Origin of the sequence: Pseudomonas sp. BRG-100 (genome assembly GCF_000737955.1) — a bacterium.
Lineage (GTDB): Bacteria > Pseudomonadota > Gammaproteobacteria > Pseudomonadales > Pseudomonadaceae > Aquipseudomonas > Aquipseudomonas synxantha_A.
On sequence record NZ_JPRX01000001.1, the window covers coordinates 528,741 to 545,532 of the forward strand.

At 59.5% G+C, this 16,792-nt stretch carries 14 protein-coding genes and 1 pseudogene; 8 read left to right on the forward strand and 7 right to left on the reverse strand.

Annotated features, from left to right (window positions below):
* From tssG to tssA, 6 genes and pseudogenes are all read right to left on the reverse strand, one after another.
* A complete protein-coding gene (tssG, locus tag JH25_RS24580) occupies positions 1–1,014 on the reverse strand; it encodes a type VI secretion system baseplate subunit TssG (protein ID WP_032876032.1) in 1,014 nt (337 codons plus the stop codon).
* Positions 978–2,765: a type VI secretion system baseplate subunit TssF gene (tssF, locus tag JH25_RS24575; RefSeq protein ID WP_032876034.1), complete on the reverse strand. Its 1,788-nt coding sequence runs from the start codon at positions 2,763–2,765 to the stop codon at positions 978–980. The genes tssG and tssF overlap by 37 nt, the downstream gene beginning before the upstream one ends.
* A complete protein-coding gene (gene tssE / locus JH25_RS24570; RefSeq protein ID WP_032876037.1) occupies positions 2,755–3,156 on the reverse strand; it encodes a type VI secretion system baseplate subunit TssE in 402 nt (133 codons plus the stop codon). The genes tssF and tssE overlap by 11 nt, the downstream gene beginning before the upstream one ends.
* A 14-nt stretch (positions 3,157–3,170) precedes the next feature.
* Positions 3,171–4,649: a type VI secretion system contractile sheath large subunit gene (tssC, locus tag JH25_RS24565; protein ID WP_005788785.1), complete on the reverse strand. Its 1,479-nt coding sequence runs from the start codon at positions 4,647–4,649 to the stop codon at positions 3,171–3,173.
* Between the two features lie 27 nt (positions 4,650–4,676).
* Entirely contained in the window at positions 4,677–5,174 is a 498-nt protein-coding gene (gene tssB, locus JH25_RS24560) for a type VI secretion system contractile sheath small subunit (RefSeq protein WP_032876040.1), read from the reverse strand.
* A 28-nt stretch (positions 5,175–5,202) separates the two neighbouring features.
* Positions 5,203–6,756 (reverse strand): annotated as a pseudogene (tssA, locus tag JH25_RS0126760) (type VI secretion system protein TssA).
* Positions 6,757–7,239: 483 nt separating this feature from the next.
* On the opposite strand from tssA, the gene JH25_RS24555 reads away from it, so the two are divergent.
* Entirely contained in the window at positions 7,240–7,755 is a 516-nt protein-coding gene (locus JH25_RS24555) for an Hcp family type VI secretion system effector (protein ID WP_005788794.1), read from the forward strand.
* Positions 7,756–7,808: 53 nt separating this feature from the next.
* Here JH25_RS24555 and JH25_RS24550 read toward each other — a convergent pair whose 3' ends face one another.
* Positions 7,809–8,630: an aldo/keto reductase gene (locus JH25_RS24550; protein WP_032876043.1), complete on the reverse strand. Its 822-nt coding sequence runs from the start codon at positions 8,628–8,630 to the stop codon at positions 7,809–7,811.
* 106 nt (positions 8,631–8,736) lie between these two features.
* Between JH25_RS24550 and JH25_RS24545 the strand changes: the two genes are divergently transcribed.
* The 7 genes from JH25_RS24545 to JH25_RS24515 all read left to right on the forward strand — a co-directional run bounded on the left by JH25_RS24545 (position 8,737) and on the right by JH25_RS24515 (position 16,698).
* Positions 8,737–9,231, forward strand: a complete 495-nt coding sequence (locus tag JH25_RS24545) for a DUF1543 domain-containing protein (RefSeq protein WP_032876046.1) — start codon at positions 8,737–8,739, stop codon at positions 9,229–9,231.
* 107 nt (positions 9,232–9,338) lie between these two features.
* Entirely contained in the window at positions 9,339–9,620 is a 282-nt protein-coding gene (locus JH25_RS24540) for a peptidylprolyl isomerase (protein ID WP_005788801.1), read from the forward strand.
* A gap of 130 nt (positions 9,621–9,750) precedes the next feature.
* A complete protein-coding gene (locus JH25_RS24535; RefSeq protein WP_032876050.1) occupies positions 9,751–11,610 on the forward strand; it encodes an extracellular solute-binding protein in 1,860 nt (619 codons plus the stop codon).
* The gene (locus JH25_RS24530; protein WP_032876053.1) at positions 11,610–12,668 is read left to right on the forward strand and encodes a microcin C ABC transporter permease YejB; all 1,059 of its coding nucleotides are present in this window, start codon (positions 11,610–11,612) and stop codon (positions 12,666–12,668) included. The genes JH25_RS24535 and JH25_RS24530 overlap by 1 nt, the downstream gene beginning before the upstream one ends.
* Complete coding sequence (locus JH25_RS24525) at positions 12,668–13,690, forward strand: ABC transporter permease (protein ID WP_005788807.1); 1,023 nt, start codon at positions 12,668–12,670, stop codon at positions 13,688–13,690. The genes JH25_RS24530 and JH25_RS24525 overlap by 1 nt, the downstream gene beginning before the upstream one ends.
* A 10-nt stretch (positions 13,691–13,700) precedes the next feature.
* Entirely contained in the window at positions 13,701–15,272 is a 1,572-nt protein-coding gene (locus JH25_RS24520; protein WP_032876056.1) for an ABC transporter ATP-binding protein, read from the forward strand.
* Positions 15,273–15,294: 22 nt separating this feature from the next.
* A complete protein-coding gene (locus JH25_RS24515; RefSeq protein ID WP_032876059.1) occupies positions 15,295–16,698 on the forward strand; it encodes a sigma-54 interaction domain-containing protein in 1,404 nt (467 codons plus the stop codon).
* Positions 16,699–16,792 lie beyond the last annotated feature (94 nt).

The following is a 16,792-nucleotide window of genomic DNA, read 5'->3' on the forward strand; positions in this document are numbered from 1 at the left end:
TCAACCCCTGTGAAAATTGCTGGCAAGCGTAACCACGCCGTCGGCCTGTTCATGCGCCAGCCAGGTGGTCCAGCCCAGGCGGCAAAGCGTGTTTTCGCCGATGTGCAACGGCCTGACCTCGCCCGGCGCCAACGTCAGGCGCAGGTCGTATTCCAGAGGGTCGCGCAGGGTCAGTCGCACCAGCGCGCACAGCCGCTGGTACGCCTCAGCGATAGGCAGAAAATCATGGAAACGCTGCCAACCCAGCGCCAGAAGATGCACCCTGAACTTACCGCTGCGGTCAGCGATGCGATGCCCCAGGACAAGGTCCTGACCAAGGGCACTGTTGGCCCGCCCCAGATGATTGCATTGCAACTGGCTGACCTCGACCGTGCGTTCCACCCATTGCTCGATAAACAACGCGTCGTGCTTGAAGTAGTAACGCAGGACAGCCTCGATCAGCGCAGCCGAGTGCACTCGCAAACTCAGCAGGCCCAGGTAAGGCAGCAGGCGCTTGCAATCAAGCTGCGAAGCACTGCGAATTGCGCTGTCGCCCAGCCCCATCAAGGCAAACATCTGCTCGGAAAACCTGTCGTTAGCACCTGCCCGGAAACACGCCCGATAACGGTATTTGCGCCAGATCGGCAACATCAAGCGCTGCAGGCGATGATGGAACAGATCAAGGAAATCTCGAGTCGGGTTGCCGCCCGAACGCTCGGCAAACGCTTGCTCGGCGTAAAACGCAGGTAGCGGCGAGCCAGCACCGAATAACCCCAATACGTTGAGACGCAAGCGAGCGCGCAAGGCCCCGTGCTCGCTGAAAAACTCCACACGGTCGATATCGTGCGCGGCAAACCCAAAACCGGGGTTGGCCTGGAACTCCAATTGGTCATACAGCGCCTCGTCATCCAGCAGCGGATGAGCCTCGCGCAGTCGTTCGATGACCTGCACAATCGCCTGAAATAGCGTGTACTCACGAATCACACGGCAAAGTTGAGTCAAAACAGCGGTTGCTGCCCCATCCGGGATGGCCATAGGTACACGTCTCCTTGTGTGCTGATGACCCGCAACTCGTGATACGAATTGAGGCTTGCATAGAGCGCAAAGAACTGATTGAGAACAGAGGCGAATACAAACAGATCGCCCTGACCGACAAAGCCCTGGGAATCAACCGTCAGCTCGACCTGCAAGCCTCGAACAGGCAGACCGCGGTGCAGACGGTCCACTGCCTCATGGCGAATGGAGCGCAAAGCGCTCAACCTTTTCTGACTGACCTTCAGCGCCTGTCGATCGTGATAGCGCGGCAAGTCGTAGGTTTGGAGTATCACTTTCAAGGCATTGATATCGGTCAACGACAGATAGTTGACTGACATATTGCTGATGAGCTTCCACAAAAAATCCTGGTCCAGTGGCGGCGCAAAGCTCGCGGTGGGCGTGGTGATGTTGCAAAACCCCAATGACTCCGGGGTCTGTTCCCCGGGCAGGGTGATTTCGCCTGCACGAAGTTGGCGCGGCAGGTTGCAATTGGTACAGGTCAGTTCGACCGACAGGGTTTCCTGGCCCTGTTCGCGGCGGCTGGGGAATCCGATCCAGGTATCAAGCCCGCCATGCTGTACCGACGAACGCTGGCGAATGCTGTAACTGGAGGGGGCCGCCATAGCCTCGTGATCGCCGTCATGTTCAAACGACTCGAACGGCACATAGGTCTGGTAGCCCAACCCGCCGGGGCGCCACCCGGTGACCTGGTCCACGGAAAACACACTGGCATTGCCCGGCGTATATTCCCCAGGTACCAACAGGTACTCATCCTGTTTACCGTCCAGGCGAATGGGGATCGCATCCTGTTTGAACAGGTTGACGATGGGCGTGCAATACAGCTTCACGTTGTCCAGGGTTGGACGCAGGGGATCACGGCCCTGGGTGTGAAGTTCGAAGCGCATCACCATGCCATGCGCCTCCCGGAGCAGCTCGTCAGGCAGCGTGTGCACCACGTTCAGCCCTTCGACGTCGACAAACAGGTATTTCTCGGGAAAAGCGAAGTACTCCTGCAGATGCCGATAACCATCGAAGGTGTTCTGCGGATAAGGAATCAGCGCCTGCTCCGGGGAAAACCCCACTGGCTGAACCTGGCCGGCACTGAGGCGCAGCGTCACAGGTTGCCCGTCGCGCGTCCTCACCGGTACACCCTCGTGATCCAGCAGCGACAGGCAGATACTGTCGACATGGCGCAACAGGCTGAGGTACAGGCCCTGACTGATGTAGTGGTCGCCAGCCAAGTGCAGCCTCAGCGAATCAAATGCCAACTCACTGAAGTTACCTTGGGTACTCATGGTCAGTTGCAATTCCAGCCAGGCCCCCTCGCCCTGGCAGCGGTATTCCAGGCCACTGAGTTGCAGGGGCATGATGTCGGTGGCATAGCATGTGCGGAACCGGCAACGCTCACCCTTGGTGGGAGCGCTTTCCACGGCGGTGTCCCGGGCCACTCGAACACTGGGGCCGGCACGTTTCAAGGGGTCGAATTGCAGGATGCTGAAGGCCGGTGTTGGCCGCATGTAATGGGGCCATAACAAGTGCATCAACGAATGCGTCAGCTCCGGCAGTTCGTCATCCAGCTTTTGTCGCAGGCGAGCGGTCAGAAATGCAACCCCCTCCAGTAAACGCTCGACATCCGGGTCCTGGCCGGCCTCAGCAAGAAACGGCGCCAGAGCTGGATTGCGCTCGGAAAAACGCCGCCCTTGTTGGCGCAGCGCGCTGAGTTCACTTTGAAAGTAGCGGTTAAACGTCATGGACGAAAACCTCTACCCGCCCGGCTTGCGCAAGACGGGCCTGAAACACGACCGGTTGCAGGACGCCGTCGATAACTCGCTCAGCTTCAATTGCAAATGCCAGGACCAGGGACCCACGCACATCGGGCAACAGCCTGACATGCACATTCGCCAGTCGCGGTTCGTAGGCCTGGATAAAACGCTCGATATGCAGCCGCGACTGAGTCAATGATTCATGCAGGCTCAGTCGCATGTCGTTGAGATCAGGCAAACCATAATCAACCAGTGTCTGGACACTGCCCGCACGTGTGCTGAGCATTTTCCCCAGATGTGCGGCGATGGACGCCACAGGACACCCTTGCGTCGATGCACCGTATTCAAGACGCTCGAAAAGGCTGTTGTGCTGAATCATGCCCTGGCCTCTGCTCATTCTTTATCGAGCTTGCCAACCAGGGACAAGGTGAAGTCTGCCCCCATGTACTTGAAATGCGGGCGCACTGTCACGTTGACGCGGTACCAGCCTGGCTCGCCCTCGACATCACTGACGACGATGCGCGCGGCACGCAGTGGGCGCCGTCCACGCACTTCGGCGCTGGGGTTTTCCTGATCCGCCACATATTGGCGAACCCACTTGTTGAGTTCCTGCTCAAGGTCCGTGCGCTCTTTCCAAGCGCCCAACTGTTCGCGTTGCAGCACCTTGAGGTAATGGGCCAGGCGGTTGACCACCATCATGTAGGGCAATTGGGTGCCCAAGCGGTAATTCAGTTCTGCCGCCCTGCCTTCTTCACTGATGCCAAAGGATTTGGGCTTTTGCACGGAGCTGGCGGAAAAGAACGCTGCATTGTCGCTGCCCTTGCGCATGGTCAAGGCGATGAACCCTTCTTGGGCCAGCTCGTATTCGCGCCGATCCGATACCAGCACTTCGGTAGGGATCTTGGTTTCAATCTCGCCCATGCTCTGGAAGTGATGCAGTGGGAGGTCCTCGACGGCCCCGCCGCTTTGCGGCCCGATGATATTCGGGCACCAGCGAAAGCGAGCGAAACTGTCTGTCAGGCGCGTGGCAAAGGCATAGGCGGTATTGCCCCACAGGTAATGCTCGTGGCTGTTAACCACGTTTTCCTGATACGCAAAGGTTTTGACTGGGCACTCAAGGGGGTCATACGGGGTGCGCAACAGAAAGCGCGGGACGGTAAGGCCAATGTAACGGGCGTCTTCGCTCTGGCGAAAGCTTTGCCATTTGGCAAACTGCGGCCCTTCGAAGTGATCCCGCAGGTCTTTCAGGTCGGGCAGCCCGGTGAAGCTTTCCAAGCCAAAGAAACTCGGCCCCGCCGCAGCAATAAAGGGGGCGTGAGCCATGCTGGCGACGCTGGAGGCGTATTGCATCAGCTTTACATCGGGCGCACTGGGCGAGAGAAAATAATTGGCAATGATCGCACCCACCGGCTGCCCACCGAACTGACCGTATTCAGCGCTGTAAACATGCTTGTAAAGCCCGGACTGAGTGATTTCCGAGGAATCCTCGAAATCATCCAGCAGGTCTTCGCGTGAGACATTCAACAGCTCGATCTTGATGTTCTCGCGAAAATTGGTGCGGTCGACCAGCAACTGCAACCCCCGCCAGGAAGCTTCCAGCGCCTGGAAGTCGGGATGGTGCAGGATCTCATCCATTTGCTGGCTGAGCTTGGTATCGATTTCGGCGATCATCCGGTCGACCAGGCGTTTCTTTACCGGTTCGTCACGGTTGTGTGGCTTGAGCAGCTCCGCGATAAACGCCGATACGCCGCGCTTGGCGATGCCGTAAGCCTCGTCGTCGGCGCTCAGCAATGTCTGGGCAGTGATGTTGTCGAGGATGCTGCAGGTGTGGATAGTCTGTACCGATTGCAGCTCGTGTTGAATCGTGGTCATGGTATCAGTGTCCTTTTACTGAAAATGTCAGGCGTCTGGGCTGGGCAGCCCAAGCTCGGCCAGAACTCGTGCGCGGGAATCACCATGGGTCAATGCCTGCTCGATCGCCTTGCGAAAGCTTGGGGTGTTGCCCAATGGTCCCTTGAGCGCCACCAGTGCTTCACGCAGTGCCATCAGCTTTTGCAACTCCGGGATCTGCTCGACAAGATTCGCGGGATTGAAGTCTTTCATCGCGTTGATGCGAACCTGGATCGCCAATTCTTCCACGTCGGCTTGATCCTGGAGGCGATTGGGTACGTTCAGCGTCAGGCTCACTGCTTGCTTGGCCAACACCTCGTCGAGGGTGTGCTTGTCGATACCGATGGGCTTGCGATCTTCCAGCTTGCGCAGGTCCGCACGTTTGGAAAAATCCCCCAGCACCAGCAGCTTCAACGGTAGCTCGACCTCTTCCTGGGCACCGCCGAGCGCGGGTTTGAAGGTAATATTGATACGTTCCTTGGGGGCTACCGAACCGTCTTTGGCCATGGTGCTTTTCCTTTTATTTGATGAGGCGCTATTGAAGTACTGCTTCCAGGTCGAAATGACACAACCGGCGATGCAGGGCATCCTTGCCGTCGCGTATGGCTTGGCTTTGAGGTAGCAGGTCGTAGCAGCGGTACAGGAGCTGAGCGACTTGCAGGGCCAACGCCGGCTCCCAACTTTCCAGGCCCGTGCGCTGTAATTGAAGATCGAGTTGCTCCAGCTGGATCCTGGCCAGCTCGTGTTTGCCGGCCGCCATGCACAGCCTGGCCAGCGCCAGGCGCCAATGAAAACGGCAGCGATCACTGACCGCGCCCTACAAGCCTTGCTTGATCACACCCACCGCGGCTTTGAGCCCGTCCTTGCGCAGACAAGGCATTACCGCTTCCAACGCCGCGTCCCAGGGTTGGGTCGTCAGGTCGGTCACGACTTCACTGGGCGCAGGCTTGCGCACATGGCGCATCACGTGCAGCGCAATCCACTCGGCTGTCGCAGTGTCGGCAAAGGGGGTGCCGTCGTCGAAGCGGTACTCCGTCAGGTTTGGCAGGCGCTGCAGCAGCAGCGCGAAATGTATCTCCAGTTCGGCCATGGCCAGGTCCGCGTGCAAGCCGTCCAGACACTCCCAGGCCATGCGCAAACCATCGAACCAGAACAACGCACCGGCCAGACTGACTTCCAGTTCGAACAACACATCGGCGTAATGGCCTTGGCTCAAGCGCTCCTGATAACGCTTGAGCTTGTCGGCGGCCAATGGGCGCAGCGCGGTTATGCGTTCACTGTTGGCGTCGGGGTAGTTGACGAGCATCAGCCATGCCAAGGTTCGGCCCAGGCGCAAAGCCCGCAGGTCGGTGGCGTTCTGACGCAACCACCAGGCGCATAAAGGCCGGGCCTGTTCCTGTAATGAGCGCAGTAATTTGTGCGCCTCTTTTTCGCTGTTGACCGATTGCTCGGGGGTGGGCAACTGGACCGCTGCTTGCCTCACGCCGGGAATAGCACCCGCGCGCCCATCAGTTTCTGGCGCCCCTTGCGCGGCATCGGCCAGGCGCTCCGCCAATTGCCGTCGAATCGGCAGCAGCACGGGAGCATCACTCCCCAGATGTTGGGCCCATAGTTGGTCCAGATGTTCGAGGTGTTCCAGCAACGCTTGAAATAAAGGCTGTTGATCATTGAGCGAGATCTTTTTTGCAAACGCTTGCTCAAGGCGCGACACCAACCAGCCAAACGCTGCAACGCGGGTACGCAGTTTGCCAGGGTAGACGTGCACCCAATGGTGCTCGCAGAGCTCACGCAGCACACCGAGGCCGGCCAGCAATCCAGCCAATGAATCACGCTGATACAAGGCCCAGGTCAACCAGCAGGCGACACGCAGATCCTTGGAGTGCTCACGCAGCAGGCATTCGCTGATTTCGCTGACCCGCTGCCAATCCGGCAGCCCATTGCCATGAACCGACTGCGCTTTGCCAAGTTCGCCTTCCAGCGCTTCGAACTCGTTGGAAAAGCGCATATCAATGCCCACGAAACTACCTGGCGAACAGGCTGCTCGTGCAAGTAGCAAATAATAGGCATACAGTTCTTTTGAATGACTCATTTTCGGCCGCACACAACCATCCAAGGCAAAATAGGCAAACTTAACGCCATTAAAGTACGTATCAGAGAGCCCTTAAGTTCCGTTCAAACATATCGAGACACAAGAACCTTAGCCATGCATAAAGCAATGAGCAAGCGACGGACCAAAACTTAAGAAACATCCTACGCGCCGCTATAATCTTGGCCTGCGCAGCTATTTGCGCACACATTCGAGTAACAACAACTCTGTTAGCTCGGCCAGCCGTATACTTCACCGTAAAAACACGTGAGCAACTAAGTGCGCATCGATGCGCAACTTTTATAACTAAAAACAGCCCATAGCCCGGAATAAAAACCCAATACGCAGCGCACCAAACAGTGCTCACCCTTATTTCATTGAACTTCACACTTTCAGGCACGCTTCTTGTTATAGGTTATAGGCACCTACCCGTTCAGCCATTTCGCTGTTCGGCAAAACCTACTCAACCCGGCAAGGAAACCAATCATGCCAACACCCGCGTACCTCTCCATCACCGGAGTCAAACAAGGTTTGATCACGGCAGGCACATTTACTCAGGACTCGGTAGGCAACATTTATCAGGAAGGTCATGAGGATCAGATACTGGTCCAGGCATTTGCCCATCAGGTGATCATTCCTCGCGATCCGCAATCGGGCCAGCCGACAGGTCAGCGCGTGCACAAGCCGCTGATGATCAGCAAGGTTTTCGATAAATCGTCACCGTTGCTGTTCAGCGCCCTGACCAGCGGTGAAGAAGTCTCCTGCCGCCTCGAATGGCTGCGCACCTCGTCCGCCGGAACCCAGGAGCACTACTTCACCATTGAACTGGAGGGTGCGACTATCGTGGACATCCAGTCACGCATGCCCAACTGCCAGGACCCCGACAACGCCCACTTCACTCATCTGGAGGATGTGCACTTCACCTATCGCAAAATCATCTGGACTCACGAAGTGGCCGGAACTTCCGGCTCGGACGACTGGCGCAGCCCAGTGGCCGGCTAACCACGGCTAGAGCGGGAACAGCTGCCAGGGAAGGCGCCGTTCCTGCTGGCCGGTTACACCATCGCCAATGGGTGCTTACGCTTGGGCGCTGCGAACACACGATCGATAGCGTCCAGGTCATGTTCATCCAACACCAGCTTCGCAGCTGCGGCGTTGAGTCGGATGTGTTCAGGTGTGACCGCCTTGGGGATTGCGATGACACCCTCCTGGCGCAGGACCCACGCCAGCGATACCTGGGCCGGTGTGACCTCATGGCGACGTGCGATCTGCTTGAGGGTCGGGCTCGACAGCAGCTCACCACCCTGGGCGATGGGACAATAAGCCATCAGTGGCAAATGATGCTGTTGCCACCATGGCAACAGGTCGAACTCGATCCCGCGCTCTTCAATGTTGTAGAGCACTTGATTGGTCGCACATGCAGGGGATGCGAGCTCCTGCAGGTCTGCCACATCAAAGTTGGAAACACCCCAGCGGCCGATTTTGCCGGCCTCGCGCAAACGCTCGAACGCTTCGACAGTTTCTTCAAGTGGGTACTGGCCGCGCCAGTGCAACAGATACAAATCAATGTAATCGGTGCCAAGGCGCTGAAGGCTGGCTTCGCAGGCGCGAGGCACCCCCTTTTGGCTGGCGTTATGCGGATAGACCTTGCTGACCAGAAATACCTGGTCGCGCTTGCCACGAATCGCCTCTGCGACCACCTCTTCGGCACCGCCGTCGCCATACATCTCGGCGGTATCGATGAGCGTCAGGCCCTCATCTATACCCAGTTGCAGCGCAGCAACTTCGGCGCGGCGCCGGCTTGGGTCTTCGCCCATGCGCCAGGTCCCCTGGCCGATGACAGGGACGGGAACACCGGCCAGATCAATGGTACGCATGACAACCTCCTGGTGAGTGTGCTGATTAACAATGTGGCATTGAGCGGACAAAAGGGTTCAATCGCAGTATGGTTGCCCTTTCGCCAGTCGCCAGGAATCACCGGTAATGCTGTTTGTCGTCATGCTCGGGGGCAAGCATCCACGGGCAAAAATCGAAGTACACGATGTAGTGTTCGCCGTGGCGGATACGTTGCAGGCCAGCTACCCGCAATTGCGCGACGCCTGGTTTGGCAGCCCCAAGGGTGTGCACATCGACTCATGGATGGCGGTCGACGGCGTCGACGGCTGGAAAGTTGAACTGAGCCATCTGGCGCCTCATGGCGACGCGCCCCGCCTGTACTTCATCAACCTCGGTGGCTATGAAGCCCATAGCTTCGGCGAGGCCCATCACTACCTGCTGGTAGTCGCTCGTAACAAACAGCAGGCCATGAGCCAGGGCAAGCAGCAGATGCTGCGCCACTGGTCCCAGGCCCACACCGACGGCGTGCTGGATATTGACGACTGCCTGCCGATCGACTTGGTGGACGGCCGTTACATCCACCTGGTGCAGGGGCCGCACCAACCGATCGTGCAGCGCAACGACTACATCGTGTTGCCTTGAACCGCCACGCTGAAAAAGACAGGACTGAACAACAGCGGAACTTTGCCAGGAAATAACCGCCTGAATCCGGTACGCTCACCGTTTTTTTACTCTAGGAGTTATTCCCCATGGCCAAAGCCACCGCCCGTCACATCCTCGTTTCCACTGAAGACAAGTGCAACGAACTCAAGGCCCAAATCGAAGGCGGCGCTGATTTCGCAGAAATCGCCAAAGCCAATTCGTCCTGCCCATCCAGCCGCCAGGGCGGTGATCTGGGTTCGTTCGGCCCAGGCCAAATGGTCAAGGAATTCGACACTGTCGTATTCAGCGCCCCGGTCAATACCGTGCAGGGCCCGGTTAAAACCCAGTTCGGTTATCACCTGCTGGAAGTCACCAGCCGCCAGGATTGATTCAATCGGCGCAGATGCGATAAACAACGGCCCGCCCTTTGGCGGGCCGTTGTGCATGTGATGACTGGCGATGCCCAGGCCGTTAGCGTACAAATCCCTATTCTTCTTAACCCGGCGTTCAAGGCTGATAATGCGATTGGCTTTTTCATCTCTGCTCTGCTCCACCCTGGCCCTGCTGATGGCCAGCACTGCGGCGATCGCGGCCCCGCAAACCTACCTGACGGTTTACGGCGAGCCCGCCAAGTACCCCGCCGGTTTCAGCCACTTCGACTATGCCAACCCCAACGCGCCCAAGGGCGGCAGCCTGCGGCGCTCGGCGCTGGAGGTCGGGCGGTTTGATCATGTGCTGCCGTATATCGACAAAGGTATTGGCGTGTCTCAGGTCGACGGCTGGGTGTATGCGCCCCTGGCGCTGCGCTCGCTGGATGAGCCCTACACCGTTTATGGCCTGGTGGCAGAAAAAATGGAGCGCGCCGACGACGGCCTGTCGCTACGTTTCTACCTCAATCCCAAGGCGCGTTTCGCCGACGGTACCCCGATTACAGCCGAAGACGTGCGCTACAGCTTCGATCTGCTGATGACCCAAGGCAGCCTGCGCTTTCGCACGTTGTTTGCCGACGTCAAGCACGTCGAAGTCGAAGGCGAGCGTCAGGTACGCTTCGACTTCTCCAGCAACGACAACCGCACCCTGCCCCTGGATATCGCCACCTTGCCGGTGTTCCCGGAGCATTGGTGGAAGACCCGCGACTTTGCCAATGGCGGCGGCTACGAAGCCCCGCTGGGCAGCGGCCCGTACAAGGTCAGCAAGATCGACTCCGGCAGCACCATCACCTTTACCCGCGATCCGGATTGGTGGGGCAAGGATTTGCCGGTCAGCCGTGGCCTGTACAACTTCGATCACCTGAGCCTGGAATACTTCGGCGACACCGAAGTGGCGCGCCAGGTGCTGCGCGGCGGCGCCTACGACTTCAACCGTGAATTCTCCGCCACCGGCTATTCCATCGGCTACAACGGCCCGGCGCTGGACGATGGTCGCCTGCAGCGCGCACACCTGGCCAAAGAGATGCCGCAACCGGCCCAAGGCTATGTGTTCAACGTGCAGAAGCCGATTTTCAAAGATCGCCGCGTGCGCCAGGCCTTGGCGATGCTGTGGGATTTCGAATGGGCCAACCGGCAAATGATGCGCAACCTGTACATCCGCCAGCAAAGCTACTTTTCCAACAGCCCGCTGGCGGCCAGCCAATTGCCGACCCAGGAAGAACTGGCGATCCTGGAACCGTTGCGCGGGCAAATCCCGGATGAAGTGTTTACCCAGGTATTCAAGGCCCCGGTCACCGACGGCAGCGGCATGATCCGCGATAAACAACTGCAAGCCCTGGCACTGCTTGAGGACGCTGGCTGGAAACCGGTGGGTGACAAACTCGTCAACGCCCAGGGCGAGCCGCTGGAGTTCACCTTCCTCAACGTCCAGAACGGGCTTGAGCGCCTGTTGCTGCCCTACAAGCGCAACCTGGCGCAGATCGGCATCACCCTCAATATCCGCCGCATCGACTCGTCGCAGTACGTGAACCGCCTGATGGCCCGTGACTACGACATGATCGTCACCGGTTTTCCGGTCACCACCTCGCCCGGCATGGAGCTGTACAACTACTTCGGCTCCGCCGCTGCGTTCGATCCGGGCGCCAACAACTACATCGCACTCAAGGATCCGGCCGTCGATACGCTGATCAACGGTTTGGTGAAGGCCGACACCCAGGCGCAGATGCTCACCTACGCCCACGCCCTGGACCGTGTGCTGCAATGGAATTACCTGTGGATCCCCAACTATTACCCCCCGGGCACCTCCGCCGCGTGGTGGAACCGTTTCGGCCGCCCGGCGATCGAGGCGAAGAATGACGAAGCTCTGGAAACCTGGTGGGAAGTCAGCCCCACGCCACTGACTAACGAGCAAATGCAGGCCGAGCTGAAAAAACGCGGAGGAGCCCGTTGATGTTTGCCTATATCGTACGGCGCCTGCTGCTGATCATCCCGACGCTGGTGATCATCCTGCTGGTGAACTTCGTGATCGTGCAGGCCGCGCCCGGCGGGCCGGTGGAACAGGCCATTGCCCATCTGCAAGGCATTGGCGGCGGCGGTGTAGCGGGCGCATCCGGCGAAGGTATCAGCGGCTCCCGGGCCAGTCGTGGCCTGGACCCGAAGCTGATCAAGGACATCGAAAAACAATACGGCTTCGATAAGTCCGCACCGGAACGCCTGTGGCTGATGCTCAAGAACTACGCCCAGCTGGACTTCGGCAACAGTTTCTTTCGCGGCGCGACGGTGACCGACCTGATCCTGGAAAAGATGCCAGTTACCATTTCCCTTGGCCTGTGGGCGACGCTGATCACCTACCTGGTGTCGATACCCTTGGGGATACGCAAGGCCGTGCGCCATGGCAGCAGCTTTGACATGTGGAGCAGCACGGCCATCGTGATCGGTTACGCGATGCCGGCGTTCCTGTTTGCGATGTTTCTGATTGTGGTATTCGCCGGCGGTACGTCGCTGAACTGGTTCCCGGTGCGCGGGCTGGTGTCGGAAAACTTTGCCGAACTGAGCACCGTGGGCAAGGTTGCCGACTATTTCTGGCACCTGGTTTTGCCGGTGACGGCGCTGGTGATCGGCGGGTTTGCCACCTTGACCATCCTCACCAAGAACTCTTTCCTCAATGAGATTACCCGCCAGTACGTGGTGACCGCCCGTGCCAAGGGCCTGAGCGAACGCCGGGTGCTGTATGGCCATGTGTTTCGCAATGCCATGCTGCTGGTGATCTCGGGGATTCCCCAAGCGTTTATCAGCGTATTTTTTGCCGGCTCACTGCTGATCGAAGTGATCTTCTCCCTCGACGGCCTGGGCCGCATGAGCTACGAGGCGGCAGTGTCCCGTGACTACCCGGTGGTATTCGGCTCGCTGTTTATCTTCACCCTGTTCGGCCTTTTGATAAAACTCATCGGTGACCTCTGCTACACCCTGGTGGACCCGCGTATCGACTTTGCTGCGAGGAACGCCTGATGCTTGACCTGTCTCCCGTTGCGCGTCGGCGTTTCGAACGCTTCAAGAAAAACCGGCGTGGCTGGTGGTCGCTGTGGTTGTTTATCGGCCTGTTTATCCTGACGCTGGGCGGCGAGTTGATCGCCAATGACAAACCCTTGGTGCTCAGCTTCAAGAACGAACTGTATTTTCCGGTGTTCAAGCGCTATACCGAACAGCAGTTCGGCGGGCAGCTGCCGTTCCAGGCGGATTACCGCAGTGACTATGTGCAAAAGCTGATCAAGCAGGACGGCGGCTGGATGCTGTTCCCGCCGATTCCCTTCAGCGACGACACCCCCAATTATGAGCTGACCCGCCCTGCCCCGAGCCCACCGTCGGCGGTGAACTGGCTGGGCACCGATGACCAGTCCCGCGATGTACTGGCGCGGGTGATCTTCGGCGCAAGGGTGTCGATCTTGTTTGCCCTGGCCTTGACCGCCATCAGCGCCGCCATCGGCATTGCCGCCGGGGCGTTGCAGGGTTACTACGGCGGCTGGGTGGATTTGCTCGGGCAGCGCATTCTGGAGGTGTGGTCCGGCCTGCCGGTGCTGTACTTGCTGATTATCCTGTCCGGGTTCGTCGAGCCGAATTTCTGGTGGTTGCTGGGGATCATGGCGCTGTTTTCCTGGCTGGCGCTGGTGGATGTGGTGCGCGCCGAGTTCCTGCGCGGGCGCAACCTGGAGTACGTCAAGGCCGCGCGCGCCCTGGGCCTGGGCGACGCCAAGATCATTCGCCGGCATATCCTGCCCAATGCCATGACCGCGACGCTGAGCTATCTGCCGTTTATCTTGACCGGGGCGATATCCACCTTGAGCGCCCTGGATTTCCTCGGCTTCGGTATGCCGGCTGGCAGCGCGTCCCTGGGTGAGCTGATCGCCCAGGGCAAGCAGAACCTGCAAGCCCCCTGGCTGGGCCTGACCGCGTTTTTCACCTTGGCGCTGATCCTGTCGTTGCTGGTGTTTATCGGCGAGGCGTTGCGTGACGCCTTCGACCCTCGCTCATGAGTAATTGCCTATGAACCTGATCGAAATCCGCGACCTGTGCGTCGCGTTCAGCGGCCAGACCGTGGTACGCAATCTGAGCCTGGATGTGCGCCCCGGCGAGTGCCTGGCGCTGGTGGGTGAGTCGGGCTCGGGCAAGTCAGTGACCGCCCATTCAATCCTGCAACTGCTGCCGCAAGCCGGTACCGAAACCACGGGCTCGATCAAGTATCGTGGCCAGGAGTTGATCAGTGCAGCGCCGTCTACCCTGCAAAAACTGCGCGGTAACCGAATTGCGATGATCTTCCAGGAGCCGATGACGTCCCTGAACCCGTTGCACAGCATCGAAAAGCAAATCGGCGAAACCCTGCTGCTGCACAAGGGCCTGGGCGGCAAGCAGGCGCGGGCGCGGATTCTCGAACTGCTGGAGCTGGTGGGTATCCAGAAACCCCAGGAACGGCTCAAGGCCTACCCGCATCAGTTGTCCGGCGGCCAGCGCCAGCGGGTGATGATCGCCATGGCCCTGGCCTGCGAGCCGGAGTTGCTGATTGCCGACGAGCCCACCACCGCGCTGGACGTGACCGTGCAGCGCAAGATCCTGCTGCTGCTCAAGTCTTTGCAGCAACGCCTGGGCATGTCGCTGCTGCTGATCAGCCATGACCTTAACCTGGTGCGCAGTATCGCCCAGCGGGTCTGCGTGATGCGCGCCGGGGAAATTGTCGAGCAGGCTGACTGCCAGACCTTGTTCACGGCCCCACAGCACCCTTACAGCCGCCTGCTGCTGGACGCCGAGCCCACGGGCGATGCGCTGTGCAGCGATGCGTGCGAGACGGTGTTGCAAGTAGACAACCTCAACGTCGATTTCCCCTTGGGCGGCGGGTTGTTTCGGCGCAAGACCTACCTGCGTGCGGTCGACGGCATCAGCCTCAGCGTGCAGCGCGGCAAGACCCTGGGGATTGTCGGTGAGTCCGGCTCAGGCAAATCGACGTTGGGCCAGGCGATCCTGCGTTTGCTTGACTCCACCGGCAGCATCCGCTTCCAGGGCGAGGCCCTCGACCCGCTCAACCATCAGCAGATGCGCCCGTGGCGCAAGCAGATGCAGGTGGTGTTCCAGGACCCCTATGGCAGCCTCAGCCCGCGCATGTCGGTCGAGCAGATCATCAGCGAAGGCCTGGAAGTGCATGCGCCATGCAGCCTGGCCGAGCGCGATGCCCAGGTGATCCAGGTGCTCAAGGACGTGGGCCTCGACCCCGCCAGCCGGCATCGCTACCCCCATGAGTTTTCCGGTGGCCAGCGCCAACGCATCGCCATCGCCCGCGCCCTGGTGCTCAAACCGGCGCTGATGCTGCTCGACGAACCCACTTCGGCCCTGGACCGTACGGTGCAGAAACAAGTGGTGGCGTTGCTGCGTGAACTGCAGGACAAATATGGCCTGACTTATCTGTTTATCAGCCATGACCTGGCCGTGGTGCGCGCCATGGCCCATGACATGATCGTGGTCAAGGATGGCAAGGTAGTGGAGCGCGGTGCCAGTCATGATGTGTTTGATTCGCCCCAGCACCCCTATACCAAAGAACTGCTGGCTGCAGCGCACATCCCTTTGTGATGATCAACAGGACTCTGCCTCCATGAGTACCAGCCTCAAGGATTATCAACACGTTCGCGGCCTGGCCATTCAGTCGTTGTTCGAGATCATCGAGCAGTCCAGCGAAGGCACGGTCATCGTCGACCGCGACGCGAACATCGTGTGGATGAACGAGCGCTACGCCAGGCGTTTCGGCCTGCACAGCGCCGATGAGGCCATCGGCCAGCCCTGCGAGCAGGTGATTTCCAATAGCCTGTTGCGCCAGGTGGTGCACAACGACCGGCCGATACTGCTGGATATCCAGGACACCCCCAAGGGCCCGCTGGTGGTGATGCGCCTGCCGATCCACGACGATGCCGGAGTGGTGATCGGTGCGATTGGCTTTGCGCTGTTCGATGAGTTGCGCAACCTGTCACCGCTGATCGAGCGCTACCTGAGCATGCAGCAAGAGCTGGCCTCGACGCGCTCGCTGCTGCGCTCGCGGCAAAGCAAATACAACTTCGCGCATTTTATCGGCACCAGCGCTGCCAGCCTGGAGGTCAAGCGCCGGGCGCGGCGCAGTGCGAGTGCCGAGTCGCCAGTGTTGCTGCTGGGGGAAACCGGCACCGGCAAAGAACTGCTCGCCCAGGCTATCCACGGTGCGTCACCGCGGGCGCACAAAGCCTTCGTGAGCATCAACAGCGCCGCGATTCCCCATGACCTGCTCGAAGCGGAGTTCTTCGGCACCGCCCCCGGCGCGTTTACCGGCGCCGACCGCAAGGGTCGCCCCGGCAAGTTCCAGATCGCCCAGGGCGGCACGCTGTTTCTCGATGAAATTGGCGACATGCCGCTGCCGCTGCAAAGCAAATTGCTGCGGGTGTTGCAGGAAAAGGAATTCGAACCGGTGGGCTCCAACGAGATGCTGCACAGCGATGTGCGGGTGATTGCCGCGACATCCATGGATCTGGAGGCAGCGATCAAACGTGGCGAGTTTCGTGCGGATTTGTATTACCGCCTCAACGTACTGCCGATCCAGGTACCGCCGTTGCGTGAACGGCTGGAGGATATTCCAGCGCTGAGCGAGGCGATCCTCGAAGAGCTGCGCAGCCAGCACGAACTGGACCCTGAGGCGCTGGTGTTGCTCGCACAACATGCATGGCCGGGCAATATCCGTGAACTGCGCAATGTGCTGGAGCGGGCGGCGTTGCTCAGTGATGACCTGATGTTGAATGCCGCGCAGGTTCGTGCAGCGATTGGTACGTTCAGCCCAGTAGTCCGTGGCCCGGTGGACGCGATCGAGGGTGAAACCTTTGCGGCGGCGCGGGAGCGGTTTGATCGGCAGGTGATTGGGGCGGCGTTGCAGGCGTGTACCGGGAATGTGGTAGAGGCCGCCAGGCAGTTGGGGCTTGGACGGTCGACGCTGTACAAGAAAATGGTGGCGCTGGGGCTAACTCAGTCTCCATATTGAGACCCAATTCTCAATACAAAGACAATCCATTGTGAGAGGGGCTTGCTCCCGATGGCAGCCTGTCAGGCTGAGCATCTGTACCTGACCCACTGCT

Excerpts from the sequence above, each read along its gene's own strand:
- JH25_RS24550 (WP_032876043.1), bottom strand. The coding sequence starts at position 8,630 with ATGCGTACCATTGATCTGGCCGGTGTTCCCGTCCCTGTCATCGGCCAG.
- tssG (WP_032876032.1), bottom strand. The coding sequence starts at position 1,014 with ATGGCCATCCCGGATGGGGCAGCAACCGCTGTTTTGACTCAACTTTGC.
- JH25_RS24515 (WP_032876059.1), top strand. The coding sequence starts at position 15,295 with ATGAGTACCAGCCTCAAGGATTATCAACACGTTCGCGGCCTGGCCATT.
- tssC (WP_005788785.1), bottom strand. The coding sequence starts at position 4,649 with ATGACCACGATTCAACACGAGCTGCAATCGGTACAGACTATCCACACC.
- JH25_RS24535 (WP_032876050.1), top strand. The coding sequence starts at position 9,751 with ATGCGATTGGCTTTTTCATCTCTGCTCTGCTCCACCCTGGCCCTGCTG.
- JH25_RS24525 (WP_005788807.1), top strand. The coding sequence starts at position 12,668 with ATGCTTGACCTGTCTCCCGTTGCGCGTCGGCGTTTCGAACGCTTCAAG.
- JH25_RS24520 (WP_032876056.1), top strand. The coding sequence starts at position 13,701 with ATGAACCTGATCGAAATCCGCGACCTGTGCGTCGCGTTCAGCGGCCAG.
- JH25_RS24540 (WP_005788801.1), top strand. The coding sequence starts at position 9,339 with ATGGCCAAAGCCACCGCCCGTCACATCCTCGTTTCCACTGAAGACAAG.
- JH25_RS24555 (WP_005788794.1), top strand. The coding sequence starts at position 7,240 with ATGCCAACACCCGCGTACCTCTCCATCACCGGAGTCAAACAAGGTTTG.
- JH25_RS24545 (WP_032876046.1), top strand. The coding sequence starts at position 8,737 with ATGCTGTTTGTCGTCATGCTCGGGGGCAAGCATCCACGGGCAAAAATC.
- tssF (WP_032876034.1), bottom strand. The coding sequence starts at position 2,765 with ATGACGTTTAACCGCTACTTTCAAAGTGAACTCAGCGCGCTGCGCCAA.
- tssE (WP_032876037.1), bottom strand. The coding sequence starts at position 3,156 with ATGATTCAGCACAACAGCCTTTTCGAGCGTCTTGAATACGGTGCATCG.
- JH25_RS24530 (WP_032876053.1), top strand. The coding sequence starts at position 11,610 with ATGTTTGCCTATATCGTACGGCGCCTGCTGCTGATCATCCCGACGCTG.
- tssB (WP_032876040.1), bottom strand. The coding sequence starts at position 5,174 with ATGGCCAAAGACGGTTCGGTAGCCCCCAAGGAACGTATCAATATTACC.